We start from the raw sequence: 22,546 nt of genomic DNA on the forward strand, positions 1-22,546 counted from the left end.
AACGCCGTACAGGGTCACGGCAGTCGGATCCGGCTCGGCCGCAGGCGTGGCGGGATTCCACCCGGCTCAGGCCAGCAGCAGCGGCAGCAGCAAGGCGGTGCCGATGCCCATCAGGCTCATGCCCAGAGCCGCGAAGGCGCCGCACTCCTCGCCTTCCTGCAGGGCATGAGCGGTGCCGATGGCGTGGGCATTGATGCCATAACTCAGACCACGGGCGGCCGGGTGATCCACCCCCGCCCAGCGCAGCAGCAGCGGCCCCATGGCCGTGCCGATCACCCCGGTGAGCATCACCATCACCGCGGCCAGGGAAGCGACGCCGCCGATCTGCTCCGCTACCGGCATGGCAATCGGCATGGTCACGAATTTCGGCGCCAGGCTCATCACCACGCTCCAGTCGGCGCCCAACGCCCAGCCGATGGCCAGGGTCAATGCCACCGACAGTACGCCGCCAGCGGCAAGAGTGATCAGCACCGGCCAGAACAACTGGCGGATGCGCCTGATGTTGTGTTGCAGCGGGACCGCCAGGGCTACGGTGGCCGGTCCCAGCAGCCAGGCGACGGGCTCGGCACCGGCGCGGTAGGTGGCGTAACCGACTCCACACAGCAGCAGGGTGCTGACGATCAGCGTCACCGACACCAGCACCGGCTGCAGCACCAGCCAGCCGCTGCGGCGGTAGAGCCAGGCGGCGATCAGAAAGGCGGCCAGGGTCAGGGCGATGGCAAACAGCGGATGGTGAGTCAGCAGTGTCATCCCTTGCGCTCCTGACGGCGAATCAGTGTCTGCAGCAGCCAGCCGCAGAACGGTACGGTCACCAGCAACGACAGCACCAGCGCCGTGGCGATCACTGGCAGTTCACCAAGCAGCAAATCGCTGCTGGTCATGATCCCCGAGGCCGGCACGGCCAGCAGCAGCGGCAGATACGGCAGCAAACCGCCGGCAGCCTGCTGCAGCGGCTCCGGCACGGCACCGCGCCACATCAGCCAGACCGAGAGCAGCAGCAGACCGATGATGGACGCCGGCAGCATCGGTAGCAGCCAGTGGTTGAGGGCCACGCCGAACAACTGCAGCAGTACCAGCCAGAACAGGCCACGCACCATCATGATTTCGATTCCTCCTTCTGGCGTCCCCGGCGAAACAGGGGACGCGGCTCGATAACCGAACGACCATACAACACACTGAGCCCTTGCAGCCCCTTGATTGCATCCTCGACCGATTTATCGGCGCGCACGGCGAAGGCATCGAAGCCGCATTGGCGCATGTGCGCCAGCTGGTCGCGCAGTACGTCGCCGACGGCACGCAACTCGCCACGCCAACCCAGTCGGGTACGCAGCAGGTAGGCCTGGCTGTAGCCGCGGCCATCACGGAAGCTGGGAAATTCGATGGCGATCAGCGGCAGGCTGGCGAGAAACGGCTGCAGCGCTTGCGGCTCGTCATCCACCTGCAGCAGCAGAGCATCGGCGCTCATCGCCCTACCCTCCAGCACCTCCACGGGCTGCCGCTCACGCCAGGCCGCCAGTGGCAGGATCAGCGGCTCGCCCTGGTCAGCTTCATGCAGTTGCCAGGGATCGCCAGTGACGATGTGGGCCTGGCCATCGATCAGACGGATCAGATTGTTCATGCCACCTCCTCGTGGCTGTAGACGCGCGCCTTGAACGGCTCCAGACCAATGCGCTGGAACGTATCGAGAAAGCCCTCGTAAACCTCGCGATGATCCACGTAGGTGCGCACGATACGCTCTATCACGTCGGGCACCTGTTCGGCGGCAAAGGACGGGCCAATCACCTTGCCCAGCGCCGCCTGCTGGCCCTGACTGCCACCGAGGGTCAGCTGGTACCACTCGCTGCCGTTCTTGTCGACGCCGAGGATGCCGATGTTGCCGATATGGTGATGGCCGCAGGCATTCATGCAGCCGGAAATGTTCAGGCTGATGTCGCCCAGGTCGTGCAGGTAGTCGAGATCGTCGAAGCGTTGCTGAATGGCCTGGGCGATGGGGATCGACTTGGCGTTGGCCAGCGCGCAGAAGTCGCCACCCGGGCAGGCGATGATGTCGGTCAGCAGCCCGGCATTGGCCGTGCCCAGACCGGCCGCCTGGGCCTCTTTCCATAGCGCGTACAGGTCGGCCTTGCGTACGTCAGGCAGCACCAGGTTCTGTTCGTGAGCGACGCGAATCTCGCCGAAGCCGTAGCGCTCGCTCCAGTCGGCCAGGCTTTCCATCTGCTCGGCAGTGACGTCGCCGGGCGGCGCACTGACGCCCGGTTTGGTCGACAGCACCACACTGACGTAGCCCGCCACCTGATGCGCCATGACATTACGCGCGACCCAGCGCGCAAAGGCCTCGTCCTGCGCCAGATGGGTGCCGAAGTCGAGATCGATGGCGTCCTGCGGCGCATAGGCCGGCTTGTGGAAGGACGCCGCGACGCGCTGGTATTCGTCCTCGGTGAGGCACGCCGGGCCGTCCTTGATCGGTTGCCACTCGCGCTCCACCTCGGCGGCGAAGGCCTCGATGCCGAGGGCCTTGACCAGAATCTTGATGCGCGCCTTGTACTTGTTGTCGCGCCGGCCGTAGCGGTTGTAAACGCGCAGGATGGCCTCGACGTAGGACAGGCAGTCCTGCCAGTGCAGACCCTCACGCAGGGTCTGGGCGATGATCGGCGTGCGCCCCAGGCCGCCGCCGACCAGCACGCGCAGGCGCAGCTCGCCGGCTTCGTCGCGGTACAGCTGCAGGCCGATGTCATGCACCTGGACCGCTGCGCGATCCTGCTCGGCGGCGCACAGGGCGATCTTGAACTTGCGCGGCAGAAAGAGGAATTCCGGGTTGACCGTCGACCACTGGCGGAGAATCTCGGCCAGCGGGCGTGGGTCGAGGTACTCGTCGGCAGCGACGCCGGCAAAGGCTTCGGTGGTGATGTTGCGCACGCAGTTGCCGGAGGTCTGGATGGCATGCATGTCGTGCTCGGCCAGCCAGTCGAGAATGTCCGGCACGCGCTCGAGTTCGACCCAGTTGAACTGGATGTTCTGCCGCGTGGTGAAATGCCCATAGCCGCGGTCGTACTCGCGGGCGATATGCGCCAGGGCGCGCAGCTGGTTCGCCGACAGCGTGCCGTAGGGGATTGCCACACGCAGCATGTAGGCATGCTTCTGCAGGTACAGGCCGTTCTGCAGGCGCAGCGGCAGGAACTCCTCCTCGCTCAGCTCGTCGGCCAGGCGCCGCTGTACCTGGTCGCGAAACTGAGCGACCCGCTCGCGCACCAGCGCGCGGTCATAATCGTCGTATTGGTACATGCCGGCATGCCTCCTGATCACGGGGCGTCGACTATGCCTGCCAGGCGTGCACCGAAAACAGCGCCAGAAAAGCTCTAAAAAAGCGGATCAGAGAAAAGCGGCAGTCGGCGATACAGGGCTCTGAATGGCGCGGCGCGATGTCGCAGCCTTGTCAGCGTATCGCTTCGGCATGAAGCGCTAGACACCAGACAGGACGGGGCTCGGTGATCTGCATGGGCCTTGAGTCGGCGCTTGCCGCAATCATCTGATCCGCTTTTTTATCGAAAACCTGAGTCTGTTTTGCGATCAGTTGCCCTCGGATCATGGCGCCAGCCTGATAAACGCCTGATGAGGGCAATACCATGACCGAACTGATCCCCGTGCGAGCCGTCGAGACCATCGACCCCGCCAGACCCATACGCCTGACACCGGCCCAGGCCGGCGGCCCGATCCACACGCGCAGCTTCACCGGGCGCTTTCGCAACCTGCGCCTGCTCGGTGCCGGCCTGCTGTTTCTGCTGTTCTTCGGCACCGCCTGGATCGATTGGAACGGCCGCCAGGCCGTGCTCTGGGATCTGAACAATCGCCAGTTCCATATCTTCGGCGCGACCTTCTGGCCGCAGGATTTCATCCTGCTCTCGGCGATTCTGATCATCGCCGCCTTCGGCCTGTTCTTCATCACCGTGCTGGCCGGTCGCGTCTGGTGCGGTTACGCCTGCCCACAGAGCGTGTGGACCTGGGTGTTCATGCGCGTGGAGCAGATCACCGAAGGCGACCGCGGCCAGCGCATCAAGCTCGATGCCGCGCCCTGGTCGCTGCAGAAACTGGCCCGGCGCAGCGCCAAGCACGGCCTGTGGCTGGCGGTCAGCCTGGTCACCGCGCTGGCCTTCGTCGGCTACTTCACTCCGATTCGCCAACTGACGCTCGACCTGGCCACCTTCGAAGTCGGTGCCACCACGGCGTTCTGGGTGCTGTTCTTCACTGCTGCCACCTACATCAACGCCGGCTGGCTGCGTGAGAAGGTATGCCGCGACATGTGCCCCTACTCGCGCTTCCAGAGCGTGATGTTCGACAGCGATACGCTGATCATCTCCTACGACGCTGCCCGTGGCGAAACCCGCGGCCCGCGCCGCAAGGACGCCGACTACAAGGCCGAAGGTCTGGGCGACTGCATCGACTGCACCATCTGCGTACAGGTCTGCCCCACCGGCATCGATATTCGTGACGGCCTGCAACTCGACTGCCTCAGCTGCGGCGCCTGCATCGACGCCTGCGACAGTGTCATGGACAAGCTCGGCTATGACCGTGGCCTGGTGCGTTACAGCTCGGAACGTGAACTGGCCGGCGGCAAGACCCACTGGCTGCGCCCACGCCTGATCGGCTACGCGGCAATGCTGGCGGTGATGATAGGCGCCTTCGCCTGGGCGCTGGCCGAACGCCCGCTGATCTCCCTGGACGTGACCCGCGACCGTGGTCTGTTCCGCGAGAACTCGCTGGGCCAGATCGAGAACATCTACAGCCTGAAGATCATCAACAAGACCCAACAAGCGCGCAGCTATGCCATCGAGCTGGTCGATGCCGGCGACTTCGAACTGCACGGTCCGCGCACGCTGAACCTGGCACCGGGGGAGATTCGCGATCTGCCGGTCAGCGTCGCACTGACGGCCTCGCACAACGCTGCCGGCCCGCAAACCATCCGCTTCGAGGTACGTGACCAGGCCGACTCGCAGAGCCACGTCAGCACCCAGAGCACCTTCCTCGCGCCGCTGCGCTAAAGCTTCGCCCCGAGTCGGGGCTCCTACAGGTTCTGCCACATTCCTGTAGGAGCCGCGCCCCGCGGCGAATCGCGTAGCCCGGATGCAATCCGGGGCGGTTCGAGATACGTCCCCGGATTGCATCCGGGCTACGGTTGCCACAACCGATGTGCACCCCTTCACGAGACCCTGCCATGTCTGCCGCTCACCCCGTAAAGTATTCACCTCCCCTCTTTACCTCGGTGAATCAGGACAGGATGAAGCGCTACGAAAAATTCGCCGACGAGATCGCCGAGCTGATCCGCACCGGTGTGCTCGGCCCCGGCGAGAAGGTGCCCTCGGTGCGCCACGCCAGCCGTACCTACGGGGTCAGCCCGTCCACCGTGTTCCAGGCCTATTACCTGTTGGAAGACCGCGGCCTGATCCAGGCACGCGCACGCTCGGGTTATTTCGTGCGTGAACACGCCAAGCGTCCGCTGCACGAGCCGGAGCTGACCACCCACGCGGCGCAAACCACCGAGGTGGACGTCAGCGAGCTGGTGTTCTCGGTACTCGCCTCGCTCAAGGACCCGCACACCGTCCCCTTCGGCTCGGCCTTCCCCAGCCCCGACCTGTTTCCCCTGCCGCGCCTGGCCAAGAGCATGGCGCACGCTCTGCGCATGCTCTCGCCGCACGAGATCATCGCCGACATGACCGCCGGTAACGCCGACCTGCGCCGGCAAATCGCCCTGCGCTACATGGTCAGTGGCGTGATGCTGCCGATGGAGGAGCTGGTGATCAGCAACGGCGCCATGGAGGCGCTCAACCTCTGCCTGCAGTGCGTGACCCAGCCGGGCGACCTGGTGGCCATCGAGTCGCCGACCTTCTACGCCTGCCTGCAGGTGCTGGAGCGGTTGCAGCTCAAGGCGGTGGAAATCCCCGTGCATCCGCGCGAGGGCATCGACCTGGCTGCCCTGTCCGACAGCCTCGGGCAACTGCCGATCAAGGCCTGCTGGTTCATGAGCAGTCTGCAGAACCCGCTGGGCGCGAGCATGAGCGAGGCCAAGAAACAGGCGCTGTACGACCTGCTGGTCGAGCATCAGGTGCCGTTGATCGAAGACGACGTCTATGCCGAGCTGTACTTCGGCAGCCACCCGCCCAAGCCGGTGAAGAGCTTCGACCGTGACGGGCTGGTGATGCATTGCAGCTCCTTCTCCAAGAGCCTGGCGCCGGGCTACCGCATCGGTTGGGTGGCCGGCGGGCGCTATGCCGAGCAGATCGCCCGGCTCAAGCTGATGACCACCATATCCCCTTCGGTGCCGGCCCAGGCGGCGCTGGCCGACTACCTGCAGCACGGCGGCTACGACCGCCACCTGCGCAAGCTGCGCCACGCCCTGGAAATGCAGCAGAGCGCCATGCTCGCCTCTGCCGCCCGGCACTTTCCCGCCAGCACGCGGGTCACGCGTCCTTCGGGCGGCTACTTCCTCTGGTTCGAATTTCCCGAGCGCCTGGACTCGTTGCAACTGCTGCGCCTGGCGCTGGCTCAGGGCATCAGCCTGGCACCGGGGCCGATCTTCTCCGCCAGTCAGGGCTTTCGTCACTGCGCACGGCTGAACTACGGCCACCCCTGGAGCCCGCGCAGTGAACAGTCCATGGAAGTGCTCGGGCGCCTGGTGGCGGGGTTGCTCTGACGCCTGGCGCGCACGGCGCGCCTTACGTACTGTCGTAGCCCGGATGAAATCCGGGAGCCGGAGCAAGGGTCGCCCCGGATTGCATCCGGGCTACAGTCCAACGCAGTGCGCTTCTCATCCACCACCTGACACCCACGGTGGAACGGTGGAGCGAGATTCACCCTACCGACTGGCTACTTCCACCAGTACTCCACCTGCACGCCGAAGTTGGAGCCGTTGCGCGCGCTGCCGAAGGCGCCGTTCTCGGACAATGCCGAGCCGTCGGCCAGCAGGTTGGCGGCCCGTTGCGCCGCCCGGTTCCAGCTGGCGTAGGTGTAGTACAGGCGAATTTCCGGGCGCTCCCAGAAACCGGGGCCGGCGGGCGACCAGGTCGGCGCGATGGTGAACTTGGTCAGCTTGCGCGTGCCGCCGGGCGCCTCGACCTGATCGCGACCGATTTCGCCGACCAGCTTGAACTGCTCGGTGAAGGCGTAGCTGGTACGGCCGCCGATGGACAGCCAGTTCTGATCCGCACCATCCGGGCGCTTGTCCTTCTGGTAGACCAGTTGCACCTGGCCACCGAGACGCGGCGTCATCTGGAAGTCGAAGAACTCCACCAGGCGCCAGCTGCGGTTGCTGTTGTCCAGCGTCGGATCGCCGGTATAGCCCAGGCCGGTACCCGGCCCGCGCCCATATTGCAGGGCGATGGTGTTGACCCCGCCGAGGAAGTCCTCCTGCTTGTGCTGCGCGGTCACCGCCCAACCGCTGTGGCTGTCGGTGCTGTCGGGCTTGTCGATGTAGCTGACACCGACCTCCAGTTCGCCACCCGGATTGACCTGGAAACCGCCGACGTTGAAATCGTGACGGTTGATATAGGGGTCCTGGTCGTAGTTGTCCTTGCGCGAGAACACGTAGCTGTACTTGAGGTCACCGATCACCATCTCGTCGATACCGAAACCGGTGGCGCTCTGATTCCAGTAGTAGAAATCGGAAATGTGGATGTCGTTACGCTTGTAGAAACGCCGCCCGGCCCACAGCGAGCCGCCGTTTAGCGCCGGCATGTTGCTCCACTCGGCGTACATCTGGTTCATCCGCGCGAAGCCATAATCGCCGGTGAATTTCGGCGTGTGCCCGTACTGGTTGTAGAGCTGCGCCATGCCCTCGACGCTGATCACAGAGCCGTCATCCAGGCGAAACAGGTCCTGGCGCAGATCCAGCTCGACGTACTGCTCGCACTCGTTGCCGAGGCGGTACTTCGATTGCGCGCCCGGCAACTGGAAGCATTGCTGCGTACCGCCGGTATCCGCGCCACCGATACCACTGCGCAGGTAACCGGTGAACTCGACGGCCTGTGCCTGCGGTGCGCCGATGGCCAGGGCCAGCAGACAGGGAGCTCCAAGCGAGCGGGTGAGGGTTTGCGGTGTGGTCTTCATCGTTGCTCCTGATTGTTTTTATTGAGCGATGCTGCGGATCACCGCCGCAGCGACGGTACTTCGTTCTCTTGAGGTGCCGTAGCCCGGATGCATGCCGGGGAGATCGGTTGGGCAGCCCCGGCACCCGAGCTACATGGCTAACCTCGCTTCAACTGCGCCACCTTGTTGTCAGTGGCCACGCGCTTTTTTGCCAGCAGGCGCTCGCCGCTCTGGGCATCGAACAGCAGCACCCGACTCGGCTCGAAGCGCAGCGACAGGCTGGCACCGACCTGGGGCAGCACGTCAGGTGCCAGCCGGCAGCAGACCTTGGTCTGGTTCAGATTGACGAACACCAGGGTGTCCGGACCGGTGGGCTCGGTGATCTCCACTTCGGCGCAGATGCTCGGTGCCTCGTCAGCCCCCTCGCCTGCCAGCTGGATCTGTTCGGGGCGAATGCCAAGGATCACCTCGCGGTTCTCCAGGCCCTGCGCCATGTCGCCCAGCGGCAGTTCGCAGCGCGCCTGGCCGGCAATGCCGAGCGTCGAGTTGAGCGCAGCCCAGCATTGGCCATCGCGGCGTTGCAGCTGCACGGGAATGAAGTTCATCGGCGGCGAGCCGATGAAGCTCGCCACGAACAGATTGGCCGGGTCGTTGTAGATCTGCTGCGGCGTGCCGAACTGCTGGATGATGCCGTCCTTCATTACCGCCACCTTGTCGCCGAGGGTCATGGCCTCGATCTGGTCGTGGGTGACGTACACCGTGGTGGTCTTCAGACGCTGGTGCATCAGCTTGATTTCGGTGCGCATTTCCACGCGCAGCTTGGCGTCGAGGTTCGACAGCGGTTCGTCGAACAGGTAGATCTTCGGCCGCCGCGCCAACGCCCGGCCCATGGCCACGCGCTGCTGCTGGCCACCGGAGAGCTGGCCGGGCTTGCGCTGCAGCAGGTGCTCGATCTGCAGCAACCGGGCCACCCGCGCCACTTCCTCGTCGATGTCGGCTGGCGCCATCTTGCGCATTTTCAGGCCGAAGGCGATGTTGTCACGCACGTTCATGGTCGGGTACAGCGCGTAGGACTGAAACACCATGGCGATGTCGCGATCCTTGGGGCTCATGCCGCTGATGTCGGCGCCATCGACAAGGATCGCGCCACCGCTGATGTCCTCCAGCCCGGCGATGCAGTTCATCAGGGTGGACTTGCCGCAACCGGACGGGCCGACCAGGATCAGGAACTCGCCGGAGTCGATCGACAACTCGATGTTCTTCAAGGTATCCGGCAAGCCGCTGCCGTAGGACTTGTTGACATTGCACAGTTCGAGCGTTGCCATTTACTTCTCCACAGATGAAGGCGTGGGTGTCAGCCTTTGACCGCACCGGCCGTGAGGCCACGCAGGAAATATTTGCCCGCGACGATGTACACCAGCAGCGTCGGCAGCCCGGCGATCATCGCGGCGGCCATGTCGACGTTGTATTCCTTGGCGCCGGTGCTGGTGTTGACCAGGTTGTTCAGCGCCACGGTGATCGGCTGCGCATCGCCACTGGCGAACACCACGCCGAACAGGAAGTCGTTCCAGATCTGGGTGAACTGCCAGATCATGCAAACCATGATGATCGGCACCGACATCGGCAGCAGAATGCGCCCGAAGATGGTGAAGAAGCCGGCGCCATCGAGCCGCGCCGCCCGCACCAGCGCTTCGGGCACGGTGACGTAGTAGTTGCGAAAGAACAGCGTGGTGAAGGCGATGCCGTAGACCACGTGCACCAGCACCAGTCCCGTGGTGGTGTTGGCCAGGCCCAGCTTGCCGAGCGTGAACGAGGCTGGCAGGAGCACGGTCTGGAACGGCAGGAAGCAGCCGAACAGCAACAGCCCGAAGAACAGCTGCGACCCTCGGAAACGCCACATTGACAGCACGTAGCCATTCAGCGCACCGATCGCGGTGGAGATCAGCACGCCCGGCACGGCGATCTTCACCGAGTTCCAGAAGTAGCCGTCGACCACGCCCCAGGCCCTGACCCAGCCGATCAGGGTGACGGTCTCGGGCCAGGACAGCAGGTTGCCGGTGCGAATGTCGTCGGGCGTCTTGATGCTGGTCAGCAGCATCACCACCAGCGGCACCAGATACAACGCGGCAGCGAACAGCAAGGTGGCGTGGATCGCCAGGCGACTGGGAGTGAGCGCCCTTACCCGGCGTTTCGCACCGTCTCCCTGGGGCAGAAGGTGATCGGCAGTTCGTCGCGGCGCGACGCTCGCATCAGTCATGGCGTTTGCCCCGCAGTTCCGAGTAGAGATACGGCACCAGCAGCGTGAGAATGGCGGCCAGCATCAGCATCGCGCTGGCCGAACCGATCCCCATCTGGCCGCGGCTGAAGGTGAAGGAGTACATGAACATCGCCGGCAGGTCGGAGGCATAGCCGGGGCCACCGGCGGTCATCGCCGCCACCAGGTCGAAGCTCTTGATGGCGATGTGCGCGAGGATCATCACCGCGCTGAAGAACACCGGACGCAGGCTCGGCAGGACGATGCGCAGGTAGATGGTCGGTAACCCTGCGCCGTCCACCTGGGCAGCGCGGATGATCGACTGATCGACGCTGCGCAGCCCGGCCAGGAACAGCGCCATGACGAAGCCCGAGGCTTGCCACACGGCGGCGATCACCAGGCAGTAGATGACCCGGTCCTGATCCACCAGCCAGTCCAGGCGAAAGCCCTCCCAGCCCCAGTCGCGCAGCATCTTGTCCAGGCCCAGCCCGGGGTTGAGCAGCCATTTCCAGGCTGTGCCGGTGACGATCATCGACAGCGCCATGGGGTACAGGTAAATGGTGCGGATGAAGCCTTCGCGGCGAATGCGCTGATCCAGCAGCACAGCAAGGAATACGCCGATCACCAGGCTGATGCCGATGAACAGGCCGCCGAACACCAGCAGGTTCTGGCTGGCCACCCACCAGCGGTCGTTGTCCATCAGACGCATGTATTGCTGCAGGCCGACCCACTTGTAGCTGGGCATGAAGCTGGAGTTGGTGAACGACAGCACCAGGGTCCAGAGGATGTAGCCGTAGAAACCGACCAGCACCACCAGCATGCTCGGTGCCAGCACCAGCTTGGGCAGCCAGCGTTGCAGCGCATCGAGGGGTGAGGCCTTGGTCATCAGCGTGGAGACACTCATCGGGCTTTACCAGTTGGCGAAGTGAAATCCGGGCCGAGCGCCGCCCCGGCGGGGCCAAAGCCCTGCCTTGCGAGGCGGTATCTGGAAGACGGGCCGGGAACGCCGGCCCGCGGGCGCTACTGGGCGGCCTTGATCGCCGCGTAGATCTGCGCGCCGGCCTTGCTCGGGTCGGCGTTCTTCTCGCTCATGAAGTTGCTCACCACATCGAAGATGGCGCCCTGCACGGCGAGGTTGGTGGCCATGCTGTGGGCCATGCTCGGCTCCAGCTTGCCGTTCTTGTCGGCCTCCTGGAAATCCTTCATCGAGGCCTGGGCACAGCTGTCGAACCTGCTCATGTCCAGGTCCGAGCGTACCGGGATCGAGCCCTTGTTCTCGTTGAACACGTACTGGAATTCCGGTTCCAGGGCGATCCGCGCCAGCGCGTGCTGGGCGGCGATGTCGCCTTCGTTTCTGAGCCTGAACATGGCCATGGAGTCGATGTTGTAGGTGTAGCTGCCGGCGGTGCCCGGCATCGGCACGCACTGATAGTCCTTACCGGCCACCTTGCCGGCGGCCGTCCATTCGCTCTTGGCCCAGTCGCCCATGATCTGCATGCCGGCCTTGCCGTCGATCACCTGGGCGGTGGCCAGGTTCCAGTCACGCCCGGCGCGGTTGTCGTCCATGTAAGTGGCGAGTTTCTTCAGCGCGGTGAACACTTCGGTCATCTGCGGGCTGGTCAGAGTCGCTTCGTCGTTTTCGACGAACGCCTTGTGAAAGCCCTCGGCGCCCATGATGCTCAGCACCAGGCCTTCGAACACGGTGCTGTCCTGCCAGGGCTGGCCTCCGTGGGCCAGGGCGATGAAACCGGCGGCCTTGAGCTTGTCACCGGCGGCGTAGAGTTCTTCGAGGGTGGTAGGCGCCTTGTCGATGCCGGCCTTCTCGAACACCTGCGGGTTGATCCACAGCCAGTTGACCCGGTGAATGTTCACCGGCACCGCTACGTAATGGCCGTCGTACTGCATGGTCCTGGACACGGTCTTCGACAGCAGGCCATCCCAGTCATTGGCCTCAGCCACTTCATCGAGCGGTGCCAGCAGATCCAGCGCGCCCCACTCCTGCAGATCGGGGCCCTTGATCTGCGCTGCCCCCGGCGGGTTGCCGGACACCACGCGGGTCTTCAATACCGTCATGGCGGCAGAACCGGCGCCACCGGCTACCGCACCGTCCTTCCAGGTGAAACCATCCTTCTCGACCAGGTCACGCAGGACCTTGACCGCAGCAGCCTCGCCGCCGGACGTCCACCAATGCACCACTTCCACCGTACCTTTGGAGTCGGCGGCCTGCGCAGTGAAGGAAAACAGAGAGGCGAGAGAAACGGCGGTAGCGAGGCGGGTAATAGCGTTCATCGAAGTACCTTTCTTGTTGTTATCGGGCAAGTCGTGGTGCTTGCGTTAACAGGGAGTGTAAACAGGGTTTTTCGCGTCTCGGGTAACGAAAGGACGCAGTAATGTCACCGCATCGTTACATCGGCGGTGAGCGCCGTGGCCAGGCTCGGCGCCAGTGCCAGACGCGGCAGCAGTAGCGCCTGATAGGCGTGGTACAGATCGGGCTTGCCGGTCCAGATGCTGGCGGCCGGTTGGTTGTGACGGTCGAGCTCATGGTGCCAGCTGCCGCCTTGCAGATCGATGAAATGCCCGGCGATGAATTCCCAGAAGCGCCGATACCATTGCTCGTAGAGCCCTTCTCCGGTTCGCTGCAACAGCGCGGCGGCTGCAGCGACCGCCTCGGCATGCACCCAGTGCAGGCGCGCATGAACCACCGGCTGCTGGTTCCAGTCCAGGCTGTAGACCAGCCCCGGTGCACCGTCGACCTGCCACGCGTGGCGGCAGGCACTGGCGAACAGGCCACAGGCGTCTGCCAGCAGCCAGTCCGGTGCGGCGAGCCCGGCCTGGGCCAGCGCAGCTTGCAGATGCAGCAGCAGGCGCGCCCACTCGAAGGCATGGCCCGGCGTGCTGCCGTAAGGACGAAAAGGGTCGGCGCGGTTGTCGTCGTTGTACTCCGGCAGTGGCTGCCAGTGCGCATCGAAGTGCTCGATCACGACATGCCCGCGCTCAGCCGCATGCCGGTGGATCAGACGCTCGACGATGCGCAGCGCGCGCTGCAGCCAGCGTGCATCGCCGGTGACATCGGCCAAAGCGAGAAAGGCCTCGGTCGCGTGCATGTTGCTGTTGGCGCCGCGGTAGGCTTCCTCGCCACTCCAGTCACGCTTGAAGCTCTCGCGCAGCGCGCCCTCCTCCTCGCACCAGAAATGCCGATCGATGATGCCGGTGGCGGCATCCAGCAGCGCTTGCGCATCCGGCCGGCCGGCGGCCGTGGCGGAGCTGGCTGCCAGGGCGACAAAGGCATGCAGGTAGGCCGACTTGCCGCCCCTGTGCGTGGCGTCAGTGAACCAGCCGCCATGGACCTCGTCCCACAGCGCGCCACGCAGCGCGGCGATACCATGGTCGACCAGCGCCGCATGGCCGGGAATACCCTGGATATGCGCCAGGGCAAAACAATGGGTCATGCGCGTGGTGTGGATCAGCTCGGCCACCGCGCCCGCCGGCAGACGCCCCCGCGCATCGAGCGCAGCGAAGCCCTGCTCGACTTTCGAACCCCGGGCGAACGGCAGCAGGCGCAAGCCTTCATCCGCGAGCCAGGCGAGATGGGCGGGCTTGTGCAGCCAGCTGTCGCGGAGCCAGGTAGCTGTAGTCATCGTGGTGCTCCATGCAAACTCGGCGGGGAAGCCCGATTCTAGTCAGCGGCACGCGAGGTTCCGGTCACGAAAGCGCGCACCTTTGTCACTGAACGGTGACATTCAGTCCGGCGTACGCGGCAGGCGCAGGGTGACGCGCAACCCGCCCTCACGCAGATTGCGCAGGCTCACTTCGCCGCCGTGGCTATGCGCGATGTTGCGTGCGATGCCAAGCCCCAGGCCGTAGCCCTGCTGCTGGCCGGCCAGACGAAAATGCGGCTCGAACACCTGTTCCAGGCGCTGTTCCGGCACGCCTGGCCCTTCATCGTCGACATGCAGCACAAAGGCCGCGCCGTCATCCTCGATGTGCAGGTGGGCGTTCTGCCCGTACTTCAGGGCATTGTCGATCAGGTTGCCAATACAACGCCGCAGCGCCAGCGGCTTGCCTGGATAAGGCGCACGGGCCCGGCCATCGAGTGTCACGCTGCCGTTGCCGGCCGGTGCCAGGTAAGGTTCGATCAGGCAATGCAGCAGATGATCAAGATCCACCGGCTCGATGTTCTCGTGAATGTCGGTGTCCTTCACGCATTGCAGCGCGCCCTTGACCAGCAGCTCGAGATCATCCAAATCGCGGCCGAACTTGCTCTGCAGGTTTTCATCGTCGAGCAGTTCGACGCGCAGGCGCAGACGGGTGATGGGCGTGCGCAGATCATGGGAGATGGCGCTGAACAACTGAGCACGCTCGGTCAGGTAGCGGCTGATGCGCTCGCGCATGGCGTTGAAGGCGCGGGCCACTTCCACCACCTCGCGGCCGCCGCCCTCGGCCACCGGCTGCACATCGGCGCCCAGCGACATATGCCGGGCGGTACGCGCCAGGCGCTTGAGCGGACGACTCTGCAGGTGCACCAGCAGGCCGATGAACAGCAGCAGGAAGGCGCTGGTCAGGAGGATAAACCACAGCTGCTGGGCAGGCAGAATCGGCTCCTCGAGGCTGGTATAGGGCTCGGGCAGCAACGAGGCGATATACAGCCATTCCCCCGGCGCCAGCTGGATCTGCGTCACCAGTACCGGCGGGTTGACCGGCTCCAGAGTCAGGGCGTAGTGCGCCCAGGAGCGCGGCAACTCATCGAGCTTCAAACCGCCATTGAAGATACGCAGATCGTCGGGGCTGACGAACGTCACCGAGATGTCCGCGGCATTGCCCAGCGATTGGTGCAGTACTTCGGCCACTGCCTCGGTCACCGCCTGCTTGCGCGGCGTGGCCGGCAGCAGTTTCATCTGCAACGGGCGGTCGTTGAGGCTGACCACGAAACGCGTACCGCCCATGCTGCGCAACTGGTCGAGCACCAGCGGCCGGTAGGCCACCGGCAGCGACCGGAAGTAACGCACGCTGGCCGACATCGAATGGGCCAGGCTGCGTGCGGTGGTGACCAGCCCTTCCAGTTGGGTGGCGCGCAGCTGCGACAGCCAGATGACGCTGGACAGCGTCTGCGCGACCAATATCGCCAGCAGGGTGAGCAACAGCATGCGCCCGAGCAGCGAGCGCGGCAGCGGCAACCAGCGCCGCGCCTCAGCGGCCATCGCCGGCCTGCACGCTGACGGTCGCCGCCAGCTGATAGCCGCTACCGCGTACGGTTCGGATCAGCCGTGGCGGCTTGTCGGTATCACGCAGTCGCTGGCGCAGCCGGCTGACGGCCATGTCGACGATACGCTCCAGCGGCATTACCTCTCGGCCCCGGGTGGCATTGCCGATGGTGTCGCGATCGAGGATCTGTTGCGGGTGATCGAGAAACAGCTTGAGCAGGGCGAAATCTGCGCCGGACAGGATCACCTCTTCGCCGTCGCGGTGGAACAGGCGGTGGCTGACCATGTCCAGGCGCCAGTCCTCGAATGCCAGCACCTCGCCGCTGCGCTCCTGACTGAACTGGGCACGGCGCAGCAGCGCCTTGATCCGCGCCAGCAGTTCGCGCGGGCTGAACGGTTTGCCGAGGTAATCATCGGCCCCCAACTCCAGGCCGATCACCCGGTCGGCCTCGTCGGAGCTGGCAGTCAGCATGATGATTGGCACCTGAGCGAAACGCTGGTGTTCACGCACCCAGCGGCACAGGCTGAAGCCGTCCTCGTCGGGCAGCATCACATCGAGAATCACCAGGTCGGCCGATTCCGCACACAGGCTCTGGCGAAAGGCGGCGCCGTCGGCGACGGCGCGCACCTGAAAGCCGACGCGACTCAGATAGGTATCGAGCAGTTCACGTATTTCCTGGTCGTCATCGACCAGCAGAATCGACTTGCCGGGCTGGCTCATGGTCCGCCGTCCTTGTTGTGTTGGTGCCGCGAAGCTGGCCTTGGTCGGTGCAGGTTCTAACCGGCCTCGGCCCTTTGCTGCAAGGCCACACCGGCGCCGGTCAGGCCGGGATATTCGGCCGTTACCAGCCACACCGGAATCCCGTCAAGGTAATGGCTCATGCAACCCTTGTCTCTGAAACTCTTGGCAAATCCGCTGGCGAGAAAGCGCTCGGCGAAACGCGGCACTACCCCGCCGACGATGTAAACCCCGCCACGCGCGCCCAGGGTCAGCACGTTGTTTCCGGCGACGCGCCCCAGCCAGCAGCTGAATTGCTCCAACACCTCGGCGGCGACGGGCTCGCCCGCGCCCCCGGCGGCGCTGATCGCAGCCGGCGTGCCGTGATGCCCGGGCTGCCCGTCCAGCTCGCAGATGGCCCGATACAGGGCCAGCAGGCCATTGCCACTGAGCACGTCTTCGGCCCGCACATGCCCCAGTTGTCGATGAAGAATCTGCCAGAGCTTCGCCTCGCGAGGACTGGCGATGGGCAGATCGACATGCCCACCCTCGCCCGGCAGCACCAGCCAGCGGCCGTCGGCCTGCTCCAGCAGCGTACCGACACCGAGGCCGGTGCCGGCACCGATCACCAATACCGGCCGTTCCGCCTGTGCCTGGCCTTCGCACACCGGCACTCGCTCGTGCTCGGCCAAGCGGGTCATGCCCAGCGCCATGGCGGAGAAATCGTTGATCATCAGCAGCTCGTCGACCTGCAGCGCTTCGCAGAAGGCGGCACGGTCGATACGCCAATGATTGTTGGTGAAGCGGAACAGGTCGCCGCTGACCGGCCCGGCGCAGGCCAGGCACACGGAACCTATGGCCCCCAGCGGCAAGCCCTGGGCTTGCAGATAGGCAGCGATGGCCTGCTCCGGCCCGGGAAAATCGGCGGTCGACAGAACCTGCACCGCCTCCAACTGATCGTCACGCCACAGGGCGAAGCGTGCATTGGTACCGCCGATGTCGCCGACCAGAGCCAGTTTCACGTGAGCGCCTCCATGGTGGAGAGGCATCGCGCAATGGCTAACTCGCAAGCGTGAGGGGACATGCTATCGACTCCAACCTGATTTTTTATAGTTCGGACAACGCGCACCACAGTAATCCCGAAAATTACGCCGATCAACCTGGACAAAGTCGTAATAACAACAATATTCGACAGTGGATGGCCGCTAGGCGAATCATGACGAAGATGGCGCATTCCACCTTCGACATGATCCCGGACAATAGTTGCAAGCCCCTCACAGCCTAGACTCGGGCCTTCCCGAGTCCGCACGGAGAGCTGCAGCATGTCACCCGATATCGTCATCGTCGGCGCAGGTCCGGCCGGCCTTTGCCTGGCCCGCGCCCTGTCCGGACAGGGTCTGTCCATCGTCGTGCTGGAACGCCAGGCCGAGTCGGCACTGGCCGAACCCGCCTTCGACGGCCGCGAAATCGCCCTCACCCATGGCTCGCAGGCGCTGCTGGAGCGCCTTGGCCTGTGGGCACGCCTGCCCACCGAGGAGGTCGCCGTGTTGCGCGATGCGCAGGTATTCAACGGCCCCTCGCTGTTCGCCCTGAAGATCCGCGCCGAACAGGCCGGCGCCGAGCGCCTCGGCCATCTGGTGGCCAACCAGGCCATTCGCCGCGCCGCCTATCAGGCGGTGAGCGAATGCAGCGATGTGCAATTGCTGTGCGAAACCAGCGTGCGTGCCATCGAGCAAAGCCAGGACCAAGTGAAGCTGGTACTGCAGGATGGCCAGGTGTTGCGACCACGCCTGCTGGTCGCCGCCGACAGCCGCTTCTCCGAAACCCGCCGACAGCTCGGCATCGGCGCGCACCTCAAGGACTTCGGCAAGACCATGCTGGTGTGCCGCATGCAGCACGAACAGGATCACCAGCAAATAGCCTGGGAATGGTTCGGTTATGGTCAGACGCTGGCCCTGCTGCCGCTCAATGGCCAGCAGTCGTCGATGGTGCTGACCCTGCCACCGCGCGAAATCGAACGCCTGCAGAAACTGGACGAAGCGATCTTCACCCGCGAGATGGAAAAGCGCTTCGAGCGCCGCCTGGGCGCCATGCAGCTGGTCAGCAGTCGCCACGCCTATCCGCTGGTGGGCGCCTACGCACGGCGCATGGTTGGCAACCGCTGCGCCCTGCTCGGCGATGCCGCAGTGGGCATGCATCCGGTCACCGCGCACGGCTTCAACTTCGGCCTGATCGGCGTGCAACTGCTCAGTGACGCGCTACTCGCGGCGCATGGCAAAGGCCAGGACATCGGTGCGACTGCGCCACTGGCGCGCTACGAGCGTCAGCTGCGCCTGGCCACCTGGCCGCTGTATCAGGCCACCAACCTGCTGGTGGAGCTGTACACCAATGACCGATTGCCCGCTCGCCTGCTACGCGGCGCAGGCTTACGCGTGGCACAGGGCCTGCTGCCGCTGAAGAAGGGTATCGCCCGACACCTGACGGCTCGCGCCTGACGCCCCGGGAGTGTGCGCCGAACGCGGTTCGCACTCCCCCTTCGCAGCATCTGATACGCATCAGACAGCAGTTTCTGAGTCTGTTTTGTTTCCACCTACCTCCCTACAGTCTCGTCACTCGCGCGGCTAAGCCCGCATTACTGTATGGAAGGTTACCGCGATGCAATCTGCTGCTTCCCACCCGGCCTTCAATTACCAGGTCGTTCGCCAGTTCACTCTGATGACCATCGTCTGGGGCGTCGTGGGCATGTGCACTGGCGTCCTGATCGCCGCCCAACTGGTCTGGCCGCAGCTCAACTTCGACACCCCCTGGCTCAGCTTCGGCCGCCTGCGCCCACTGCATACCAGCCTGGTGATCTTCGGCTTCGCCGGCAGCGCGCAGTTCGCCGCCAGCTACTATGCCGTGCAGCGCACCTGCCAGACGCGCCTGTTCTCCGACACCCTGGCTGCCTTCACCTTCTGGGGTTGGCAGGCGACCATCCTGATCATGCTGGTGACCCTGCCCATGGGTCTGACCACCACCAAGGAATACGCCGAGATCGAATTCACCGGCGCGGTGTGGATGGCCATCGTCTGGGTCGCCTACGGCATCGTCTTCTTCACCACGCTGACGCAGCGCAAGACGCGCCATATCTATGTCGGCAACTGGTTCTTCGGCGCCTTCATCCTGGTCATCGCCATCCTCCACGTGGTCAACCATCTGTCGATCCCGGTGAGCTGGTTCAAGTCCTACTCGATCTATTCCGGTGCCACCGACGCCATGGTGCAGTGGTGGTACGGGCACAACGCCGTGGGCTTCTTCCTGACCACCGGTTTTCTGGGGATGATGTATTACTTCGTGCCCAAGCAGGTGAACCGGCCGGTGTATTCCTACCGCCTGTCCATCGTGCATTTCTGGGCGCTGATCACCCTGTACATCTGGGCCGGCCCGCACCATCTGCACTACACCGCCCTGCCTGACTGGGCGCAGAGCCTGGGCATGGTGATGTCGATCATCCTTCTGGCGCCCAGCTGGGGCGGCATGGTCAACGGCATGATGACGCTGTCCGGCGCCTGGCATAAGCTGCGCACCGACCCGATCCTGCGCTTTCTGGTCGTTTCGCTGGCGTTCTACGGCATGAGCACCTTCGAAGGTCCGATGATGGCGATCAAGACGGTCAACGCCCTGTCCCACTACACCGACTGGACCATCGGCCACGTGCATGCCGGGGCGCTGGGCTGGGTAGCGATGATCACTTTCGGCTCGCTCTATCACCTCATCCCGAAAGTCTTCGACCGCGACGGCATGTACAGCACCGGCATGATCAACGCGCACTTCTGGCTGGCCACCATCGGCACCGTGCTGTACATCGCCTCGATGTGGGTCAACGGCATCACCCAGGGCCTGATGTGGCGCGCGGTCAACGAAGACGGCACCCTCACCTACTCCTTCGTCGAGGCGCTGGAAGCCAGCCACCCTGGCTTCGTGGTGCGCCTGGTCGGCGGCTTGTGCTTCCTCTCGGGGATGCTGCTGATGGCCCTCAACACCTGGCTGACCCTGCGCCACGCGGGCGCGCAACGCACCGAGGCGACCGCCCATGCCAGCTGAAGCCTGGTGGATGATCGCTCTGGCGGCATTCTTCCTCGGCGTACAGCTGAGCCTGGGGCGCGGCAGACAGCGCGATCTCGACGAGGCGAGCATGCTGCCATTCGCCGACGACCCCGCCGTGGCGCGCCGCGTCGAACGCGACACCAGGCGCAGCACCACCGGCTGCGCCTGCCCCGGTAGCTGCGACGGAAGCTGCCGGCATCAGGGGCAGCAGACGTTCTGAAGGCTCACACCCACTGATCGTTACGCTTGCGTCGTACCCGCAGCATGGTCGGCAGGATCAGGCCGAGCAGCAACCCGGCACCGGCGATGCTGCCACCGTAAGCCATGTAACGCATCAGCGCCTGCTGCTGCTCGTTGCCCAGTTGCGCCTGGGCATCGCGCAGTTGCGAGCGGGTGCTGGTCAGTTCGGCATCCAGCGCACTGCGCGCGGCCTGCAGTTCGTCGATGAGTTTCTTGCGTGAGTCGAGGGTCTCCTGCATGCCCTGCACGCGAGCCTTCCAGGCATCATCGATGCCTTTTAGCTCGGCACTCAGGTCAGCGACCTTCTGCTCCAGTTGCGGCAGGCGCTCAGCCTGGCCGGGTACCGACTGCAGGTCTCGGCTGGGAATCCATACCGAATTACCGCTTTCACTGCGCACCTGGCTGTAGTCGCCCTGAGTGCGCAACAACTCTACCTTCTCCCCGGAGGTCAGCGTGCCGACGATGCGATAGCCGTCGGTGGGGCCACTGCGCACGTAAGTATTGAGGCTGTCGCTGACCCAGCGCTGGTTGCTGGCGGCCTCTTCGGCCAACGTCGGTTGTGCGCCGCCGAGCAGGCCACCGAGCAGCAGGCAGGCACCAAGAATGCGGGGTTGGAGAGGAGCATGACGAGATAAAAACATGGGGCGATCTTCACGTGGCAGACAGACGAACCCGGCGAACGGGATGAACGTGCCGGCCACGCGTTCAAAAGCATGCTCAAGCATGATCCAGACAGAATCCGCGACGTACACGTCACGCTAACGGCAAACAGCCATCCATTCCTGCCGGTACGGGCCGACAGCAGACAGACAGGCCCCATGGCCCTGAGTTCACTCGAAGCGGGCGATGGGGGATGGACGGAGCGCCGGTTCAGGCGTTGTGGCGCTGCACGAAGACGCAGAACTGCGCCACGGGCCTCGGCGGATAAAACAGATAGTGCCGGTAGCGAAGGCAGCCGTGATCCGCCAGAACGCGTCGCTGCGCCACGCTTTCGACGATGACCGTCATGCGCCATGTTCTGACCAAGAATGAAAGTGCTGCTAGTGCGGCCAGTGCGCCTCATCGGCCAACCGCTCGGCAATGAAATCCAGCAACAGGCGCATGGCGTGCAGCATCTGCCTGCGCGTGCCATACAGCGCATGGATACCCAGTACCGGCGGCTGGTAGTCCGCCAGCAGGCGCACCAGGCGCCCTTCGTGCAGCAGCTCCTCCACCGAGTAGAGCGGCTGCAGACTGATGCCCGCACCTGCCAGGGTGGCCTCCAGCAGCACCATCGACTCATTGGCGCTGAGGCTGCCGGACACCGACACCGCGCTGACCTCGCCCTGATGCTCGAACTCCCACAAGCTGCGGCCAAAATAGGCATAGGCCAGGCAGTTGTGCCGGGCCAGGTCCTCGGGGCGCTGCGGCGTGCCGTGCCGCGCCAGATAATCCGGGCTGGCGCAGACTACCGAACGGCATACCGCCAGACGTCGGGCAATCAGGTTGGGATCGAGCTGATTGGTGATACGCAACGCCAGGTCGATACGTGACTCCACCAGGTTGACTGCCTCGCTGCCGACCATCAGATCGACGCTGACCTGGGGGAAGCGCTGGGTGAAATCGTGTAATGCGTGCACCAACCAGGCCTGCGCGAACGACTGGCTGCAGGTGATACGCAAGGTGCCGCGCGGCGCCTCGTCCACGCTCTGACCGAGGGCCTGCATGCGCTCGGCCAGCGCCAGCATCTCGCGGCACTGCGGCAGCATCTGCTCACCGGCAGCGGTCAGGCTCAGGCGCCGCGTGCTGCGATGCAGCAGGCGCACTCCAGCCCAGCCTTCGAGTTCGGCAAGATAACGCGAGACCATCGCCCGCGACATGTCCAGGGCCTCGGCTGCGGCAGTCTGACTACCGCGCTCCAGCACCTCGACGAAAACCCGCGCAGCTGTCAGTCGATCCATGGTGATTCGCTCGATTAACGCAATTAACATG

Annotated in this window: 21 protein-coding genes; 5 read left to right on the forward strand and 16 right to left on the reverse strand. The window is 64.7% G+C overall.

Annotated features, from left to right (window positions below; genetic code table 11):
- Positions 1 to 66: 66 nt before the first annotated feature.
- From DXK50_RS06930 to DXK50_RS06945, 4 genes are read right to left on the reverse strand one after another with little or no spacing between them, the layout of a single operon-like run.
- Positions 67 to 750, reverse strand: a complete 684-nt coding sequence (locus tag DXK50_RS06930) for an LrgB family protein (RefSeq protein WP_212629788.1) — start codon at positions 748 to 750, stop codon at positions 67 to 69.
- Positions 747 to 1,100, reverse strand: a complete 354-nt coding sequence (locus DXK50_RS06935; RefSeq protein ID WP_017674822.1) for a CidA/LrgA family protein — start codon at positions 1,098 to 1,100, stop codon at positions 747 to 749. Before DXK50_RS06935 ends, DXK50_RS06930 begins: the two co-directional genes overlap by 4 nt.
- Positions 1,097 to 1,618, reverse strand: a complete 522-nt coding sequence (locus DXK50_RS06940; protein WP_212629789.1) for a DUF934 domain-containing protein — start codon at positions 1,616 to 1,618, stop codon at positions 1,097 to 1,099. Before DXK50_RS06940 ends, DXK50_RS06935 begins: the two co-directional genes overlap by 4 nt.
- Entirely contained in the window at positions 1,615 to 3,282 is a 1,668-nt protein-coding gene (locus tag DXK50_RS06945) for a nitrite/sulfite reductase (protein WP_212629790.1), read from the reverse strand. Before DXK50_RS06945 ends, DXK50_RS06940 begins: the two co-directional genes overlap by 4 nt.
- Before the next feature lie 341 nt (positions 3,283 to 3,623).
- On the opposite strand from DXK50_RS06945, the gene ccoG reads away from it, so the two are divergent.
- Positions 3,624 to 5,036, forward strand: a complete 1,413-nt coding sequence (gene ccoG, locus DXK50_RS06950) for a cytochrome c oxidase accessory protein CcoG (RefSeq protein WP_212629791.1) — start codon at positions 3,624 to 3,626, stop codon at positions 5,034 to 5,036.
- A 236-nt stretch (positions 5,037 to 5,272) separates the two neighbouring features.
- Positions 5,273 to 6,685 carry a GntR family transcriptional regulator MpaR gene (mapR, locus tag DXK50_RS06955; RefSeq protein WP_212629792.1) on the forward strand — a complete coding sequence of 471 codons (1,413 nt, stop codon included), beginning with the start codon at positions 5,273 to 5,275 and terminating at the stop codon, positions 6,683 to 6,685.
- A gap of 173 nt (positions 6,686 to 6,858) precedes the next feature.
- Here mapR and DXK50_RS06960 read toward each other — a convergent pair whose 3' ends face one another.
- The 9 genes from DXK50_RS06960 to DXK50_RS07000 form a co-directional block, all read right to left on the reverse strand.
- Positions 6,859 to 8,097 carry a maltoporin gene (locus DXK50_RS06960; protein WP_161866641.1) on the reverse strand — a complete coding sequence of 413 codons (1,239 nt, stop codon included), beginning with the start codon at positions 8,095 to 8,097 and terminating at the stop codon, positions 6,859 to 6,861.
- 137 nt (positions 8,098 to 8,234) lie between these two features.
- Positions 8,235 to 9,401 (reverse strand): ABC transporter ATP-binding protein, encoded by a 1,167-nt coding sequence (locus DXK50_RS06965; protein ID WP_161866642.1) that lies wholly within the window; start codon positions 9,399 to 9,401, stop codon positions 8,235 to 8,237.
- A 29-nt stretch (positions 9,402 to 9,430) separates the two neighbouring features.
- Positions 9,431 to 10,333, reverse strand: coding sequence for a carbohydrate ABC transporter permease (locus DXK50_RS06970; RefSeq protein WP_249186705.1), 903 nt, complete (start codon positions 10,331 to 10,333; stop codon positions 9,431 to 9,433).
- Positions 10,326 to 11,234, reverse strand: a complete 909-nt coding sequence (locus DXK50_RS06975; protein WP_212629793.1) for a carbohydrate ABC transporter permease — start codon at positions 11,232 to 11,234, stop codon at positions 10,326 to 10,328. The genes DXK50_RS06970 and DXK50_RS06975 overlap by 8 nt, the downstream gene beginning before the upstream one ends.
- Positions 11,235 to 11,350: 116 nt before the next feature.
- On the reverse strand, positions 11,351 to 12,619 hold the full coding sequence (locus tag DXK50_RS06980; protein WP_161866644.1) for an ABC transporter substrate-binding protein: 1,269 nt from the start codon (positions 12,617 to 12,619) through the stop codon (positions 11,351 to 11,353).
- Positions 12,620 to 12,723: 104 nt separating this feature from the next.
- A complete protein-coding gene (locus tag DXK50_RS06985; RefSeq protein ID WP_212629794.1) occupies positions 12,724 to 13,968 on the reverse strand; it encodes a D-mannose isomerase in 1,245 nt (414 codons plus the stop codon).
- A gap of 102 nt (positions 13,969 to 14,070) precedes the next feature.
- Positions 14,071 to 15,528, reverse strand: a complete 1,458-nt coding sequence (locus DXK50_RS06990) for an ATP-binding protein (protein ID WP_283088386.1) — start codon at positions 15,526 to 15,528, stop codon at positions 14,071 to 14,073.
- On the reverse strand, positions 15,518 to 16,252 hold the full coding sequence (locus tag DXK50_RS06995; protein WP_161866647.1) for a response regulator: 735 nt from the start codon (positions 16,250 to 16,252) through the stop codon (positions 15,518 to 15,520). Before DXK50_RS06995 ends, DXK50_RS06990 begins: the two co-directional genes overlap by 11 nt.
- A 56-nt stretch (positions 16,253 to 16,308) precedes the next feature.
- Positions 16,309 to 17,271, reverse strand: a complete 963-nt coding sequence (locus DXK50_RS07000) for a glucokinase (RefSeq protein ID WP_212629795.1) — start codon at positions 17,269 to 17,271, stop codon at positions 16,309 to 16,311.
- Between the two features lie 300 nt (positions 17,272 to 17,571).
- Here DXK50_RS07000 and ubiM point away from each other — a divergent pair, with 300 nt between their 5' ends.
- From ubiM to DXK50_RS07015, 3 genes are all read left to right on the forward strand, one after another.
- A complete protein-coding gene (ubiM, locus tag DXK50_RS07005) occupies positions 17,572 to 18,744 on the forward strand; it encodes a 5-demethoxyubiquinol-8 5-hydroxylase UbiM (protein ID WP_161866649.1) in 1,173 nt (390 codons plus the stop codon).
- Between the two features lie 160 nt (positions 18,745 to 18,904).
- Positions 18,905 to 20,332 carry a cytochrome-c oxidase, cbb3-type subunit I gene (gene ccoN, locus DXK50_RS07010; RefSeq protein ID WP_212629796.1) on the forward strand — a complete coding sequence of 476 codons (1,428 nt, stop codon included), beginning with the start codon at positions 18,905 to 18,907 and terminating at the stop codon, positions 20,330 to 20,332.
- Positions 20,322 to 20,555 (forward strand): cbb3-type cytochrome oxidase subunit 3, encoded by a 234-nt coding sequence (locus DXK50_RS07015; protein ID WP_212629797.1) that lies wholly within the window; start codon positions 20,322 to 20,324, stop codon positions 20,553 to 20,555. Before ccoN ends, DXK50_RS07015 begins: the two co-directional genes overlap by 11 nt.
- A 4-nt stretch (positions 20,556 to 20,559) precedes the next feature.
- Here the strand turns inward: DXK50_RS07015 and DXK50_RS07020 are convergent, their stop codons facing one another.
- From DXK50_RS07020 to DXK50_RS07030, 3 genes are all read right to left on the reverse strand, one after another.
- Positions 20,560 to 21,216, reverse strand: a complete 657-nt coding sequence (locus tag DXK50_RS07020; RefSeq protein WP_161866652.1) for a TIGR04211 family SH3 domain-containing protein — start codon at positions 21,214 to 21,216, stop codon at positions 20,560 to 20,562.
- 229 nt (positions 21,217 to 21,445) lie between these two features.
- Positions 21,446 to 21,583 carry a hypothetical protein gene (locus DXK50_RS07025; RefSeq protein ID WP_212629798.1) on the reverse strand — a complete coding sequence of 46 codons (138 nt, stop codon included), beginning with the start codon at positions 21,581 to 21,583 and terminating at the stop codon, positions 21,446 to 21,448.
- A gap of 32 nt (positions 21,584 to 21,615) precedes the next feature.
- A complete protein-coding gene (locus tag DXK50_RS07030; protein ID WP_212629799.1) occupies positions 21,616 to 22,515 on the reverse strand; it encodes a LysR family transcriptional regulator in 900 nt (299 codons plus the stop codon).
- Positions 22,516 to 22,546 lie beyond the last annotated feature (31 nt).

Origin of the sequence: Pseudomonas sp. KB-10 (assembly GCF_018221585.1) — a bacterium.
In the GTDB taxonomy this organism is placed as follows: domain Bacteria; phylum Pseudomonadota; class Gammaproteobacteria; order Pseudomonadales; family Pseudomonadaceae; genus Aquipseudomonas; species Aquipseudomonas yangonensis.